The organism is Rheinheimera sp. MMS21-TC3, from assembly GCF_032229285.1.
In the GTDB taxonomy this organism is placed as follows: domain Bacteria; phylum Pseudomonadota; class Gammaproteobacteria; order Enterobacterales; family Alteromonadaceae; genus Alishewanella.
The window spans coordinates 958,493-974,358 of record NZ_CP135084.1; the positions used below are offsets into that span (position 1 = coordinate 958,493).

Annotated in this window: 13 protein-coding genes; 4 read left to right on the top strand and 9 right to left on the bottom strand. The window is 38.4% G+C overall.

What is annotated here, in order from left to right; genetic code table 11:
• Nucleotides 1–6 precede the first annotated feature (6 nt).
• Genes RDV63_RS04850 through RDV63_RS04860 form a run of 3 tightly spaced genes read left to right on the top strand, consistent with a single transcriptional unit; the run spans nucleotide 7 to nucleotide 3,908 of the window.
• Nucleotides 7–1,512: a sensor histidine kinase gene (locus RDV63_RS04850; protein WP_313908378.1), complete on the top strand. Its 1,506-nt coding sequence runs from the start codon at nucleotides 7–9 to the stop codon at nucleotides 1,510–1,512.
• Nucleotides 1,493–1,954 carry a response regulator gene (locus tag RDV63_RS04855; RefSeq protein ID WP_313908379.1) on the top strand — a complete coding sequence of 154 codons (462 nt, stop codon included), beginning with the start codon at nucleotides 1,493–1,495 and terminating at the stop codon, nucleotides 1,952–1,954. Before RDV63_RS04850 ends, RDV63_RS04855 begins: the two co-directional genes overlap by 20 nt.
• On the top strand, nucleotides 1,947–3,908 hold the full coding sequence (locus RDV63_RS04860) for a response regulator (RefSeq protein WP_313908380.1): 1,962 nt from the start codon (nucleotides 1,947–1,949) through the stop codon (nucleotides 3,906–3,908). Before RDV63_RS04855 ends, RDV63_RS04860 begins: the two co-directional genes overlap by 8 nt.
• Before the next feature lie 59 nt (nucleotides 3,909–3,967).
• Here RDV63_RS04860 and RDV63_RS04865 read toward each other — a convergent pair whose 3' ends face one another.
• The 7 genes from RDV63_RS04865 to RDV63_RS04895 form a co-directional block, all read right to left on the bottom strand.
• The gene (locus tag RDV63_RS04865; RefSeq protein ID WP_313908381.1) at nucleotides 3,968–6,031 is read right to left on the bottom strand and encodes a S9 family peptidase; all 2,064 of its coding nucleotides are present in this window, start codon (nucleotides 6,029–6,031) and stop codon (nucleotides 3,968–3,970) included.
• A 160-nt stretch (nucleotides 6,032–6,191) separates the two neighbouring features.
• On the bottom strand, nucleotides 6,192–6,758 hold the full coding sequence (locus RDV63_RS04870; RefSeq protein ID WP_313908382.1) for a CBS domain-containing protein: 567 nt from the start codon (nucleotides 6,756–6,758) through the stop codon (nucleotides 6,192–6,194).
• Between the two features lie 88 nt (nucleotides 6,759–6,846).
• Nucleotides 6,847–7,164, bottom strand: coding sequence for a hypothetical protein (locus RDV63_RS04875; protein WP_313908383.1), 318 nt, complete (start codon nucleotides 7,162–7,164; stop codon nucleotides 6,847–6,849).
• Nucleotides 7,165–7,277: 113 nt separating this feature from the next.
• Nucleotides 7,278–8,009 (bottom strand): diguanylate cyclase, encoded by a 732-nt coding sequence (locus tag RDV63_RS04880; RefSeq protein WP_313908384.1) that lies wholly within the window; start codon nucleotides 8,007–8,009, stop codon nucleotides 7,278–7,280.
• Nucleotides 7,999–9,417, bottom strand: coding sequence for an ATP-binding protein (locus RDV63_RS04885; RefSeq protein ID WP_313908385.1), 1,419 nt, complete (start codon nucleotides 9,415–9,417; stop codon nucleotides 7,999–8,001). The genes RDV63_RS04880 and RDV63_RS04885 overlap by 11 nt, the downstream gene beginning before the upstream one ends.
• Before the next feature lie 139 nt (nucleotides 9,418–9,556).
• Nucleotides 9,557–10,432, bottom strand: coding sequence for a CHASE domain-containing protein (locus RDV63_RS04890; RefSeq protein ID WP_313908386.1), 876 nt, complete (start codon nucleotides 10,430–10,432; stop codon nucleotides 9,557–9,559).
• A 28-nt stretch (nucleotides 10,433–10,460) separates the two neighbouring features.
• Complete coding sequence (locus RDV63_RS04895) at nucleotides 10,461–11,024, bottom strand: Hpt domain-containing protein (protein WP_313908387.1); 564 nt, start codon at nucleotides 11,022–11,024, stop codon at nucleotides 10,461–10,463.
• 228 nt (nucleotides 11,025–11,252) lie between these two features.
• On the opposite strand from RDV63_RS04895, the gene RDV63_RS04900 reads away from it, so the two are divergent.
• Complete coding sequence (locus RDV63_RS04900; RefSeq protein ID WP_313908388.1) at nucleotides 11,253–12,275, top strand: zinc-binding alcohol dehydrogenase family protein; 1,023 nt, start codon at nucleotides 11,253–11,255, stop codon at nucleotides 12,273–12,275.
• A gap of 13 nt (nucleotides 12,276–12,288) precedes the next feature.
• Here RDV63_RS04900 and RDV63_RS04905 read toward each other — a convergent pair whose 3' ends face one another.
• Nucleotides 12,289–12,894 (bottom strand): YkgJ family cysteine cluster protein, encoded by a 606-nt coding sequence (locus RDV63_RS04905; protein WP_313908389.1) that lies wholly within the window; start codon nucleotides 12,892–12,894, stop codon nucleotides 12,289–12,291.
• Nucleotides 12,895–12,990: 96 nt separating this feature from the next.
• Nucleotides 12,991–15,861 (bottom strand): EAL domain-containing protein, encoded by a 2,871-nt coding sequence (locus RDV63_RS04910; protein WP_313908390.1) that lies wholly within the window; start codon nucleotides 15,859–15,861, stop codon nucleotides 12,991–12,993.
• Nucleotides 15,862–15,866: the final 5 nt, after the last annotated feature.

Sequence of the window (15,866 nt, forward strand, 5' to 3'; positions counted from 1 at the left end):
TAAGCCGTGTCAGAATCGACTATTATCACTAAACAACGTGGAGTTTGGCTATTAATAGGTCTAATTGTAACTAGCATTATTAGTTTTAATGTTTATCTTGCTTTTAATACCATCAAAAACTTATCTGCTATTCAAGTTAGCTTAGCGAATACAGGTAATATTATTTTACGTTTAGATGATTTACATATATCTGTCATTTCAGCAGAATCAGGACAACGTGGTTATTTATTAACTAACGATGCTGCTTTCTTAAAACCTTATCAAAGCGCTTTAGATAAAGTGCAAGCTCAAATTGCAGCACTAAAAGCCTTAGATTCAGAAATACCAGCTCAACAACAGCGGATAGCGCGTATTATTGATTTATCAACAGCAAGAATTGCTGAGCTAGAGCAACATGTTACTTTAGTTAAAAATGACAAGTCTGCTTTATCTTTGCTGGCATTAAAAGCAACTTCTCATGCCAGTGTGTATGAGCAATTAAGGCAATTATTTAATGATGTCAATATTGAAGAAAAAGTCTATCGAGCGGCTTTATTACAGCGTTTAAGTAAAAGCAAAAATGAAGCTTTAGTTACCTTTACTATTTCTGGCATCACTAGTGCAATGTTAGTCATTATTTTGCTATTAATTTCGTGGAGCAGTAATCGTAAGGAACAGCAATATTTACAGTTATTAGAGCAGAAAAACATAAACTTAGAACATACAGTGGCTGAGCGAACGCAAGAGCTTAATTTATACGCAGAAGAATTAAGCCGCAGTAATAGAGAGTTAGAAGATTTTGCTTTTGTTGCTTCGCATGACTTGCAAGAGCCCTTACGTAAAATTCAAGCCTTTGGTGATAGGTTAGAGTCTTCTTATGCCGACGCTTTAACAGAGCGTGGTTTAGATTACTTACATCGCATGCGTAATGCAGCAAGTAGAATGTCGACTCTTATTACCGATTTATTAGAGTTTTCTCGGGTAGGCACTCGAGGGCGAGACTTTGCTACAACAGATTTAAATCAAGTGCTAGAGCAAGTGCTGGATGATTTAGAAATTGCGATTAAAGAAAGTGCTGCTCAAATTGATATAGTTGGCTCCTTGCCAACCATTCAGGCAGATAATAGCCAGTTGCAGCAACTGTTTTTAAACCTATTATCTAATGCCATTAAGTTTAGGCAAGCTAAGCAAGCTGTGCATATTGTTATTAAATCCCAAGCTTATGCTGCTAGCGCAGCTCAATTAGCTTTGTGTGATAACTGGTATCAATTAACCATTAGCGATAATGGTATTGGCTTTGCTCCAGAGTACGCAGAAAAAATATTTACGCCATTTCAACGTTTACATGGTCGCACCGAATATAAAGGTACAGGCATAGGTTTAGCCGTTTGTCGGCGCATAGTAGAGCGCCATCGCGGTGAAATTAGCGCTAGCAGTAAGCTAGGGCAAGGCGCTACTTTTAGTATTATTTTGCCAGAGCAAGCAACGGCCTTTGCAATAATAGGAGATGAAGATGCCCCTCAACAAAGCTAGGCCTATTACTATATTAATGGCTGATGATGATGAAGATGATCGTTTACTGACCCAAGATGCCCTGACAGAAAGCCGAGTGTTAAATAATCTGTATTGTGTTGAGGATGGTGTCGATTTACTGGAATATTTAAAAAGAGAAGGTAAATATGCTACTGGCGTACCTTGCCCTAGGCCCAGCTTAATATTACTTGATTTAAATATGCCCAGAATGGATGGCAGAGAAGCGTTAAAAAATATAAAGCAAGATCCTGAACTAAGAACTATCCCTGTGGTTATTTTAACTACTTCTAAACAAGAACAAGATATGGTGCGAGGTTATAATTTAGGGGCCGCATCTTATATAACTAAGCCGGTAGACTTTGCTGGATTAGTAGAGTTAATGCGGACCTTAGGTAAATACTGGGTTGAGTTTGTTGAATTGCCTAGCCAAGATCATGACTGAGTTAAAATACCCACAGCAGCAGGCACATATATTATTAGTTGAAGATGATGAAGATGACTATATCTTAACCCGAGAGCATCTTGAAGATTTAAGCTCATTATCTTGCCAGTTAACTTGGGTAAAAAGCGCTGAAGATGGTATACAACACTTACTGCAAGGCAAATATGATGTGTGTTTGCTAGATTACCAGTTAGGTGGCCAAACTGGGCTAGCATTGTTACAGCAAGCCATGGCAGCTAGTGTATCTACGCCTATTATTATGCTAACTGGCCAACCAGATAAACAGTTAGACTTACAAGCTTTAGAATATGGTGCCGCAGATTTTTTAGTAAAAAGTGAATTAAGTGAAACCCGTTTTGCCCGCGCTATACGTTATGCACTAAGTCGTCGTGAATATGAGCTTGAGCGGATTAGTCGGTTACGCTCAGAGGAGGATAATCGTTCTAAAGACCGATTTTTAGCCCATTTAAGTCATGAAATACGCACCCCTTTATCTTCCATTTTAGGTTATACCGAATTATTGCTAGAAACAGATTTTGCACAAAAATCCGCGCCTGAGTTGAATATTATTCTTAATAATGGTCAACATCTTTTAAGCTTATTAAATGATGTACTAGATCTATCAAAGATAACGGCTAACAAGTTAGAGTTAAGGCCCGAAGTCTATAGCTTTGCCAGCCTAATAATAGATGTATATTCACTGTTAGAGGTAACAGCGGCAGATAAAGGTGTACGGCTTAGCTTTAATGCCTTAAATACATTGCCAGAGCAGGTATATTTAGACGGTACCCGATTAAAACAAATTTTAATTAATATTATTCATAATGCGATTAAGTTTACTGCTGCAGGCTCAGTAACGGTTGATATTTGGCTGCAGCAACAAAAGTTGTTTTTTAAAGTAACAGACACCGGCATAGGCATTCCAGCGTCTAATATTAAAGACATTTTCTCGCCATTTATGCAAATAGAAGAGATGGTTAAGCGTAAAGTTGGAGGGGCCGGTTTAGGTTTAAGTATTGCAGCCGAGTTAATTCAACGAATGCAGGGGAAAATTGCAGTAGCTTCTGTTGAAGGGGTAGGCAGTGAGTTTACGTTTAGTGTGGCGGCAGGTGATCTTAGCAAAAGTAAAAAAGCTAAATTTAATTTTTCTGTACCAAATCTCAACCGGACACCTAATATCGAGTTTCCAAGATTAACAGGTCGGGTTTTAATTGTTGATGATGTAGCTGAGTTGCGCAAACTGGCTGGGCATTGGGTGCAAGCTGTAGGCGCTAAAGTGGAATTTGCTAAAGACGGCGCAGCTGCTATTGCTAAGATAAAATTAGCCTTACAGCAAAATAACCATTATCAATTAGTTTTAATGGATTTGCATATGCCAGTTGTTGATGGCCGTGATGCAGTACTTGCTATTCGTGAGTTAGGCTACCAATGGCCTATTGTTGCTTTAACTGCGGCAACTGGCAAAGGCTTAAAACAAGAGTTAACGGGTTTAGGTTTTAATAATTTACTAGCTAAACCGATAAATAAATCCCAGTTGTATCAATTATTAGCAGCGCATTTAAGCATTGAATCTAAACCTGAACCTAAGATAAAAACAGCACAAAAGTATTTAGTGGTAGAAGATGATATAGAGGCTGCAGAATTAATGCAGCTTTTTTTACAGCATGAGGGGCTTACTGTCACGCTAACCCATACAGCTGCCGACTGTTTGCTAACCCTAGAGCAAGATCAAAGCTTTAGCACAATTGTATTAGACTTAGGCCTACCAGATAGTACTGGTTTGGCACTAGCAGCTAAGATAAAACAGCAATATCAGCACTTAAGGTTGGTAATAGTCAGTGGTTCTGAACCCAATCCTGCTGAGTTGCAAGCCTTGGGTATTACAAAAGTATTATTAAAACCCGTAACAAGACAAAACTTATCGAAACTGGTAAACCCTGACACTAAACACTAATGCAAAAAGCAGCTAAAACCTTAGCTGCTTTTTGCAGGGTAACACTTTTTGAACGCTGTTTATTCTGATTTGGTCCTATACATTTCAAACCAAGCTAGCATATATTCTACTTTATTAATCATCCGGCTTGGCTTATTTGAGATGCCATGCGGCGAGCCTGGAATACGGACTAGCGCGGTATCTATACCACGTAATTTAAGGGCTTGATAAAACTGTTCAGATTCTGAAATAGGCGTACGTCTATCTTCTTCACCTGTAATTAAGATGGTTGGTGTTTGCACATTGCCCACTAAGCTTAGTGGCGAACGCTGCCAATAATGCTCTAGGTTTTCCCAAGGGACACCAGGAAACTGGAAGTAGGTTTGGTATAAATAGCTATCACCCGTTAGCACTTTACTTAGCCAGTTAATGATAGGTTTTACCACTGCCGCTGCTTTATAGCGATTAGTTAAACCAATAGCGTAAGCACTGGCAATACCACCAGCTGAGCCGCCGCCAATAAACAAATTATCCGCGTCAATAAAACCCAATTCAATCATCGCATTTACGCCACTATCATGATCGGCATAATCTTCAGGTGAGCTATATTTATTTTGCAGTAATAAAGCAAAGCGTTCGCCGTAGGATGAACTGCCACGATGATTATCATAAAATACCACATAGCCTTCTTTGGCGTAGCGTTGCATTTCAGCACTCCATTGCGGACCATAAGCTAAATGGGGGCCGCCATGGATCTCAAGTAGTAAAGGGTACTTTTTATTAGGATCAAAATCCGGTGGCGTCATATACCAACCTTGAATCTCTTCACCATCAAAAGCGGACTTATAAATAATCTCATGGGTTTGAGCCAGTTTTTTATGGCCCAGTAAGTCTTCATTTAACGCTGTTAATACCTTAGTTTTATCTTTATTAATGATGGCAATATCAGCAGGGCGTTGACTAGTACCATGGGTATAAGCAATAACGCCATTTGTTGATAAGCTATAGTCACCACTTAAATAAGGTTGAGGCTGACTAACACCACCTAAGCTAGTTGTTAGCGTTTTTAGCTTACCTCTTAGGCTTAAATTGGCTAGTTTACGCTGGCCTCTGTCATCATATTGCACTACCAAACTGGTGTTATCTAACCAAGCAGGCTGGCTTATTGAGCGATCAAAATCAGCTGCAACCTCGGCAATAGTATTATTGCTTAGCGTAAGTACTTTCAGTTTAGCGTTACTATAAGGTACTTGTTCATTGTTTTGCCATAAAAATGCTAACTTTTTGCCATCAGGAGAAAAGGTTGCAGCGCTTTCAGTGCCTGGCATAGTAGTTAAGGCGGTAAGTTTTTCCGTTGCTAGATCTAGTTGATATAAATTAGCGTCACGGGGTTGAAATTCCCAATTAGGATCTAAATTTGCAGAAAATATTAATGATTGGCTGTCCGGGCTAAAACTAAGGTCGCTACCATAATGAAAATCACCTTGGGTAAGCTGACGTGCTGTACCACCGGTTGCAGGTAAAATAAATATTTGTCTAAATTCGGGTTTTAAAAAGCCACTACCATCAGCTTGATAGCGAGCTCTATCTAGCACTATAGGCTCAGCTGACCATTTAGCGCCTTTGGGCTTAGCAACTTTCTTAACGGCTTGCTCTACTTTAGCTTTGCTAGATAGTACGCTCATGGTAAAAGCTAGCTGCTTACCATCTGCAGACCAAGTTAAATTGCTAGGGCTGTTTGGTAGTTGCGACAATAGCGCGGTTTTATTTTCAGCTAGCCAGTGTAAATGAATTTGCCTTGACCCTGTTCGATCAGAAATAAAAGCAATACGGCTGCCATCTTTGGACCATCTAGGTTGACTATAGTTATATTGATCGGCGAACAGCGGTACTTGATGGCCCGATTTTACATCAATTAACCATAAGCTGTTATGGGTGCTGTCGGTCATAATGTCGTTACTATTACGGACATAAACAATTTGCTGACCGTTAGGAGAAATTTGAGGATCAGTTGCATATTCTAAAGCAAAGATATCTTCAGCTTCAAAATAGGGGCTACTAGCTAAGCTGCTTGTAGCCGCATGCGCAGTTAAACACAGCAAGCTCGAGGTGAGCATTAGTACTGATAAGGTGGCTAATCGCATTATATCTACCTGTTAGTTGAATAAATATTATAGTTAGTAAACTAAAGTAGCGGTTATTCTTTAGTTAAACAAACCCAACAGCGATAAAGGGACGATTATAAGCGGCTGATACCCAGCCGCTTATAAGTATCAAGTCAACTAACAACAAGGCTATATTCAGCTAATTACCTAGGCTAAGACTATCAAAGATATGTAAAAAGGTTGGGGCTTGCTGGATGGTTAAAGGTATACGTAATCTTCTTGCAATATCCTGGGCTGAAATAATGCCACGAATTTGATGGTTTTCCCGATCTACTACTAAGCAATATTGTTCACCGCTCGATTGCAGGGTATTTATAACATCAGCAATAGTACAATTTTTAAGTTGTTGATATGCTATACCTTTAATGCGATCGCGAGGTCGCATCAAATCCGTAACCTTAATATCTAGTCTATTTTGACCATTAGCAACATGGCGCATTATTGCTTGATCACTTAACAAGTCGACATCGATAAGCCCAGTCAAGATATCATTATTATCGACTACTAATTTTATTTTTGTTTGCTCTTGCTGCATAAGTGCTAAAGCATCAGCGGCAGAAGTGCTGGCTAAAATTGTATTTGGCTGGTTATGTTTAAAGTCGACTAATACATTAAGTGCTGGTGAAGTCATAGCGGTGCCAGCAAAGTCTGCAGGTTGTACTAAATGATCTATAGATTCTAACGTATATAAAGGTAATTTTTTCATTTTATATTCCTCACCAGCAGCAAAATATAAGCTGGTTATTATCACAAGTTTTTCGTATTAGGCAGTCAGAACTGCCAATGTTAATTTGTTACAAGTGAAGAATAATTGGCGGGGCACGAGCATAAGCCGAAGTATACTGCTGCTGAACCTTAGCATTAGTAAAGTTATCAGCTATTTCAATTGTATAACTTTGAATTAGTTGGCTATAAGTGTTGGTTAAAATGGGTTCATGATCAGGGCTGTTTTCTGTAATAGCCTCAACATTAAAACCATTAGGCGAAGGGTTGACGGCATAAAAAGGGTTGTCGGCTAAAGGAGATAAACGCGAATCATAAGCATGCCCAGGTTGAATGCTGCACAACAGGCTGACATATAATAATATTGCTAATAGCACAATATTGCGCATAAAACCTTAGTCTTAATCTTTACCATCAATAATATCAATATGGTAGTGTCGGTCTATTTATGCAATAGAGGCGCCTAACAACTGCGATTAATGGCCTTAATTTTAGGCTGTAATCACTGGATTGGCTTGGTAGAGGAATTTGCAATACTAGTCTCAGGGGCAATGCAATATTGATTGCCGCCATTTTTCTTGGCTAAATACAATTGTTCATCTGCCCGTTGAATAAGGTTTACTTTATAATCGGTTGTTGCAGCTACACCAATACTAATGGTGATTTTACCTAAGGGGCTAGTAGGATGGTCTATGGCTAAATCACGAATGCCAATAAGCATTTGTTCAGCTAAGTGTGTTGCACCACGAGTATCTGTATTAGGTAAAACACAAATAAATTCTTCGCCACCATATCTAGCCACTAAATCTGCAGGCCGTTTAGAGGTTTGCTTTAGGCGTTGGGCGACTAACTTTAACGCATCATCGCCAGCTAAATGGCCTAAATGGTCATTATATTTTTTAAAATGGTCAATATCGATAATCAAAATAGCTATAGGTTGCTGTAACCGTTTACATACTGCTAGTTGGCTATGTAAATGTTGGTCAAAAAAACGTCGGTTATAAACACCAGTTAAGCCATCTTTCTCTGGCATAACAACATCCATTAGCACTAAGTCAGGCATACTCTTTTTACAAACTTTAATAGCTTCAGCGCCAGTGGTTGCCATTAATATTTGAAATTGATCACCTAAAATTTGATATATAACTTGAATATTAATAGGCTGATCGTCAACCACTAAAATAGTGGCATCATCTAAAGTTTGCAGATATGACAGGTTTAATTCACTGATCATTAATACGCCTATCTAAAATTTGTTTTAACTTTACTAGCAACTTTTCTGCTGCAACAAATGCTAATGAGGCCATCTCTTCTGCCAGTTTTTGGGTTATCTCTGAATCCAACTGTTGCAGTGATGGCTGGAGTGTATTAAACAACGCTAGTGCTGCCATATTGGCTGAATTTAGCTGTGACTGCAATAAGTTGATACTATCAGCTAGTTCTGTCAAATTAAAGTTAGCTGCTTTTTCTGTTGGCGAAGGCGTTAATAATAGCAAGATTTTTCTGCTTTGTTCTTCTGCTAGGTTTAACTGTTGAGACACAGTGGCTAATTGTTCTTGAGTAATTAAAGCAGCGCTTTGACTAAGTTGTTGCTCTAAAGAGCTGGCTGTTTGTGCAAGCTGATTAAAACCTAACATTGCAGCTGTACTTTTTAAGCTATGAAATAACAGTTTTTGAGCAGCAAGGTCTGGTTGTTCATTAGCAAGTTGTAGCAAGTAGTGGCCAAGATCGAGCTTAAATTGTTGCAACACTTTAGTATAAAGCTCAATTGAATTTCCTAATCCTTGTAAGGCTTGATCAAAGTCGATGCTTTGCTCTGTTGAGTACTGTTGCACATTGGTTAAAGCTGTCGTAATGGGTGTTTCTGCAATTAAATTAGTTTTATCTAACCTGATATTTTCAAGATTATTACTGTGCTGGAGTATTTTATTAGTTAGTTCGGTTAAATCAAATGGTTTAGCAACATGATCTTGCATCCCCGCATCTAAACAAGCTTTTACGTCAGAGGGCATGGCATTAGCGGTCATGGCAATAATAGGTATATTGGTAAGTTTAAGCTGATGGCGAATTTGATAGGTTGTTTGATAGCCATCCATTTCTGACATAATAATTCGCGCTTGCTTATTATCATCGACAACTAAAACGTTAAGATTTTTGGGTAAACTTAAAGCTTCGGCTGGACTTTGCACATTAGCCACTTGCAAGTCTAAGGTTAAAATAAATTCACTGCCCACATTAGGTGTGCTACTGACACTTATGCTGCCCTGCATTAAATCGGCAAGTCGTTTACTAATGGCAAGCCCTAGGCCAGAGCCGCCAAAACGGCGACTAATAGACGACTCTGCCTGCTGGAAGCCACTGAAAAGTAAGTTTATTTGTTCTGCTGTCATGCCAATGCCGGTATCTTTAATACTAAAGCTAAGCCGTACAGTATTGGCTGTATTAACTAAGGCTTTAATACTGATAATAACTTCGCCCACAGCGGTAAATTTAATAGCATTACCAGCTAAGTTAATTAATATCTGTTTTAATCTTAGGGCGTCACCTACTAACATATCGGGAATGTCGGTAGCCAAATCGTATAAGATTTCTAAATTTTTATCAGCAGCGTTAGCAGTTAAAATAACAGCTAGTTCGTGCATTACTGTCGACAGACTAAAAGTATGCAGTTCTAGCTCTAACTTACCCGCTTCTACTTTAGAAAAATCAAGAATATCATTTAAAATAGTGAGTAAGGATTGTGAGGCAACTTGGGTTTTTTTAATGTAATTGCGCTGTTGATTATTTAAATCTGTTTGTTGTACTAGAATGATAAAAAGTTAACTGTGCATTATCAGCATTATCAGCATTATCAGCATTATCAGTAATATCAGTAATACTTAAGGTAATATCTGGTTTAACAGATGAAACAGTACCTAATATTTCCTCGATTAAGATAGGCGCATAACTCCAGCCGTATAATTGCTCTAATCGTTGTTGTTCTGTATTTGGTGCTATTGCTTGGTTATAAATGGGCATTAACAGTAAAAAACCCTGTTGGCTTTTTTGTTGGGCCTGAACCAAGGTAATAGGGGCAGTTAATTGAGTTTTATTCTGTTTAGCGGCATTAAGTGCAGCTGTACGACGCATGGATTCTGAACCTATATTTAAACCAATTGCATTATAATTATCTGCTTCTGGTTCAATATATTGAATCACAAAGTAGCTGTCTTCATGGTTATCCAGTGTTTGCAAAGTGAATTCACGGTTACGTTCGGCGCTAGCTTTGAGTAAAAACTTGGTTAGGTTATTTTTGTTTACATGGCGAATAAAGCCAAAACCACGGGCGCCAGGAAACTCGACTTTAATGTTTCTGCTAGCAGAGTAATTTAAAATGGTTGCGTGTGCTAAATTCTCTAGTCCGGTTGTTAATGTTGCACTGCGTAAACCACTTAATCCATATTGGTATAGGCTAACCTTATCAGCTATGTCTGCACTTACTTCTTGTAGCCGAACTTGCATTTCTTTTTGGCTACGTTCAGTGTTTTCTTGTGATACTTGTTTTATTAAATAGAGGCTAATAAAGGCGCATAGCACCATTGTTAGTAATGGCAATAGCGATAGTTTGACTAATGATGTCGTTTTTTTACTGGATTGTGCTGGCTGCTCTTGTGCCACTTTAGTCGCCTTGACGTTGCATGAATTGTCAATTTTCTACATAAGGGATTAATAACTCTGCTGCTGCAGTATAGTTTAGTTGTGCCAAGTATTTAAAAAAGTCAGCTGCAGTATTAGAGGGTAATAATTGATTTAATAGGCTTGCTCCCTTATTGGCTAAAGCTGTTGCTGCCATATTTTGTTGCTGTAATAAATGGAGTAACTGTCTCAGGTCGATCTCCGTATCAATAGCTGCTTTTATTACAGTATGTTGTTGCACAAACTGCTGTAATACTTGGCAGCTATCTTGATATAAAGCAAAGAGTGCGGCTTGCTCAGTAGGGCTGGGTAATACTTCACGTTGTAGTTGTAGCTCTATATCCGCGCAGCTATTGGCAAAAGCATCGGCACCTATAGTGGCAAAGGAGCCTCGGATTTTATGTAATAACTGCTTTGCCACTTCTTTATTAGAGGCTTTAAAAGCTTGGTCTAATTCGGCGATATTAGCAGAGCAATTATCTACCATGTTTTGCAGTGAGTTAAGTAAGGGCGCTTGGTTTTTATGAGACAGCAATAGCAAGTTTTTTAGCGTTGTGGTATTTAATATATTCACAGCATAACAACTTAGATGTTAACAACTATATAATTCAGATTTAAGCATGTACAGGAAATATTGCAAGATAAACTCTTGTTATATTAAGGCTTGCTGTACTAGCCAGTGATTAAGTAAGCAGTTAGCTACAAAGTTTCGTTTTAATTTAAATCGTGTTAAAAGTATAAGTTCAAGTCCAAAAGGTGCGTTAGCATCGATTATAACTATTACATTTAGGATAGTCAGATAATGAGAGCTGTTGGATATCAAGTTTCTTTACCTGCTAGCGATAAGCAAGCTCTGTTAGATATAAATCAGCCTGATCCTGTGGCGAGCGGTCGAAATATTTTAGTTAAAGTGGCTGCAGTGTCTGTTAATCCGGTCGATGCAAAAATTCGCCATAGCATGCAACCAGAAGTAGGCCAATATAAAGTGTTAGGTTGGGATGCTGCTGGTGAGGTTGTTGCAGTAGGCGAAGCAGTTAGCTTATTTAAACCAGGTGACAAAGTATTTTATGCTGGCTGCTTAACTCGGCCTGGCAGCAATAGTGAATTGCAACTTGTAGATGAGCGTATAGCTGCGATTATGCCAGATAATTTAAGCTTTGCAGAAGCTGCTGCTCTACCGCTAACTGCTATTACTGCATGGGAACTATTATTTGATCGTTTAGAGTTGCAACAACCCAGTTTGAAATATCCGCGGCCGGTGCTGCTTATTGTTGGCGCTGCAGGAGGGGTGGGGTCAATTTTAATTCAATTAGCGCGACAATTGACCACAGCAACTATTATAGCGACAGCATCACGTGCACAAACAAAGCAATGGGTAACTGAGCTAGGTGCACATTATGTGTTAGACCATAGCCAACCTATGCTAGCGCAACTGCAAGCCTTAGACTTAGCCTATGTTACTCATGTGGCCAGTTTAACCCATACCGAACAGCATTATAGCGACTTAGTGGCAATGCTAGCACCTCAAGGTAAGCTGGCTTTAATTGATGACCCAATCCAGGGATTGGATATTATGCGGTTAAAACATAAAAGTATCTCATTGCACTGGGAGTTTATGTTTACCCGCTCCATGTTTAATACTGATGATATACAGCAGCAACATCAGCTGTTGACAGATTTAAGTCGGCTAGTGCAACAAGGGCAAATTAAAACAACATTAAAGCAGGTGTTGGGAACTATTAATGCTGAAAACTTGCGTGCTGCTCATCAGTTAATTGAAGCCGGTAAAACAGTGGGTAAAGTTGTTTTAGCCGGCTGGGATTAGCTTATTTAAGTTTTTACGCGATATTTGTATCATCGTCATAACCTGAGAACGATGCAATAAATAATACTTTTTCCAGGGCATATTTAAGCGCTAAATTAATGGGTTGCATGGTATTACCAAAAGCATAATCTAATTCTTTTATTGCTTCAGATGCCAGCATCATTAGTGGTGGTGGTGAAGAGGTTATCATAATTAAGCTTTGAGCATATTGTTCTGGAAGATCAGTCTTAATAACTTTACATACCGATAGGGCAGTTTTACCCATTTTGTCTCGAACACCTGCAGCAGCAAATACACGACAAATACTGGGCCTTTGTTGATAAACAGTGCATTGGCCTTGTTTCCCATCAAAAGACTTTTTTTGATAAAAGACACAACTTTTTTGTAGTGGCTCTGCCTCTAACTTATATAAGGTTTGCTCTGCGCTGCCTTGGTCAAATAAATATAAGGCTACAGGAAGCATTTCTAAGGGTGTTGATTCTATAGTAGGTTGTAGGCAACATTCGCCACAACCTGGACGGCAGTTTAATCCTTGTTGTTGCTGGTAGGTTGAAAATTTCTCAGTTATTTCGCCAAGTACTGTCTCAACACGACGCGATAATTCACGTAGACGTAACATAACACTCCAACCTTAAGTGGTGGTTTAGGCGGCAAATTGCCGCTCGCTATTTTACGGCCGCGACTAGTATTTCAGCAATAAAAATTTAGAAGTTTTTTATTTTAATAGATCAGCTAAAGGCTGGGGCTTAGCAATAGCATAGCCTTGCGCAAAGTCGATGTTAAGTTGCTGCAGCTCCGCTACAATTTGCTCGTTTTCAACATATTCAGCAACGGTGCGCATCCCCATAGCGTGAGCAATATCGTGAATAGACTTTACGATTGCTCTATCATACTGATCGTTCAATATATCTCGAACAAAGTGGCCATCTATTTTGACGTAATCTGCTGGAAAGCTTTTTAAGTAGCCATAAGAAGAAAAACCACTGCCAAAATCATCTAGTGAAAACTGGCAGCCTAATTGGCGAAAATGATTAATAAAATCTAAGGTACTCTGTAAATTAACTATAGCCACAGTTTCTGTAATTTCAAAGCAAATTAACTGATAAGGAATGCTGAAATCGGTAAAGAATTTTTGCACATCTTGCTTAAAGTTTATATCTGTTAAGGAGTTGCCAGATAAGTTTATGCAACACAAGTGTAATTGCTTAATATGTTCGGGATGCTGTTGCAACCAATAAAAATATTGCTTAATCACCCAGCGATCAATCAGCGGCATTAAGCCGTAACGCTCTGCTGAGCTCATAAAGCTGCTTGGGCCAATAATATGATTATCGGCTGTGCGTAAACGTAATAAAATTTCATAATGGAAACCGGTTTCAGCTGTCGCTAGCGGTTTAATAATTTGTTGATACAGAATAAATTGATCTTGTTCAATAGCTTGACGGATAAGTGAAACCCAATTTATTTCTTCTTGATAACGTTGAGTATCTCGATCTTTTGCATCGTAAAGTTGGATCCTATTTTGGCCTTTTTCTTTAGCCAAAATGCAAGCCGCTGCCGCACGTTTAATAATAGTGTCGGCATTGTTTTCATGGGGAAGGATTTCAGTAATACCAATGCCTAGACTAATGCTAAATACTTTATCTTGCCAAATAAATTTAAATTCTTTCATCGCGTCTAGTAGGCTATAAGCTAACGCAAAAGCTTCATTAATACTTTTATCAATTAATAAAATACCAAACTCATCACCATCAAGACGGGCAACAGTGCCATTACTAGCAACATTATGCTTTAATAATTGACTTAATTGCTTAAGTAAAGCATCGCCAGCACTATGGCTACAGCTATCATTAACTAAACTAAATTGATCAATATCGATAAAAAGCACGCAGCCGGCATTATTAGATTTCTTTTTGAAAAGGTTTATTATTTGTTGCTCAAAACAATAGCGGTTAAATAATGCCGTTAAAGGATCGTGATTAGCTAAATAGGCTAATTGATCGTTGGCCTGTTTCTGTTCAGTAATATCAATCACAGAGCCATGAATAATGGTTTCTTTACTGTGTGGTGATTGAGATAATCGAGCTGACATTAACACCCAAAAAATGGAACCATCAGCGCGTATAGCCTTAGTTTCAAAATTACGATTATGTTCGGTATGTAATTTAGCTATTATTTTTGCTCGTTGTTGCGCATCGGTATAAAAAACACTCATTCCGGTTTTTTCGGTAGCTTGCTTCAGCTGTGCTAATGAGTCATAACCTAAAATTTTTGCTAAAGCTAAATTGGCATTAATTAACTGACCATTCAAGCTGGTAATAAACATCCCTTCAACGGCGCTATGAAACAGGTCATAGTACAGCTTTAAATCAAGTAGCATTTCAGCATGGTCAGTATCAGGTTTAGGCGTTTTAAAACCATGCAAATTAAAGATGGTTAAGGCTAAACTAAATAACACTATAGCAAGTAAGATATAGGGCCAAATTAATACTTGTTCAAAGTGTCCAGCTTGGGTAACAGTGAGTAAAGCTATGCTAATTAAGGTGAAAATTGCTACCCAAATAAAACGAGTAGATTGTGACTTGCCGGCAAGGCTTAGTCGCAATGCTAAAATTAAATTGCTGCCTAACACCCAGAAAATACATATAAATAGTAAATACAGTCTAGCTTCGCCACTGGCAAATAATGGACTAAATAATAAGAGCAAAGCACTGATAGTGCTAAAAATATTACTGAAGCGCCAAAAGCCTTTAAGGTAGCTGCCTAAAATATGGCTAATGGCTAAATTAAACATCAACATAGCTAGGCCAACACTTAGATATAATGTTGCTTGATTAATTTCAGGATGCTGTGGCCATAATAGTGAAAATGCCGTGCCATTTAAGATGGCAATAGTGAGGGCAAAGCTAATAAAAAACACACTATGGTAAAAATAGACTTTATTACGGCTACGATAGAGTAAAACTAAATTGTACAGGGCTAATAACCACATGACCCCTTGCAGCATGCCATCAAACATGGCTGTATGTTGTTGATAGCGAATAAAAGCTTCAGGCTGCCAGAGCCGAAAGTTACTGGGGATAATAGCAGCATCACGCACTTTAATATAAATATCTGTTTCTTCAGCACGTGCTAACTCTAAATTCACTGCATAACTACGATAGGGCAAATTACGTTCGGTAAAAGGAAAGTCATTACCGGTACGGCTTAATAATTTGAAGCTTTTATTTTTTTTATCTACTTGATAAATTTCTACTTTGTCGGCAAGTGGAAAGTGATAGTCTAGTACAGTCTGGATAGTACGAAAGTCAGTATTTACAATCCGAGCTAAAAACCATGTTGTTTGATGTTCGTTAAATTGCACCCGATCTTTATGGGTTAGCTGTTGAAACTGCTGTGGTAAGTCTGGGCTAGCAAGTAAGTCTTCTAGTTTAATATGGGGCTCAGTTACTTGGAAGTAAAGTTGGCTTAATGCTTGGTTTGATTTTAGATGGTGGTTTACGGAATTAACTTCAATATCTAAAGCGAATACAGGTGCCGTAACTAAGTATAAATAAGCTAACAATAAACCAAAATAGACTCTCAATCGTT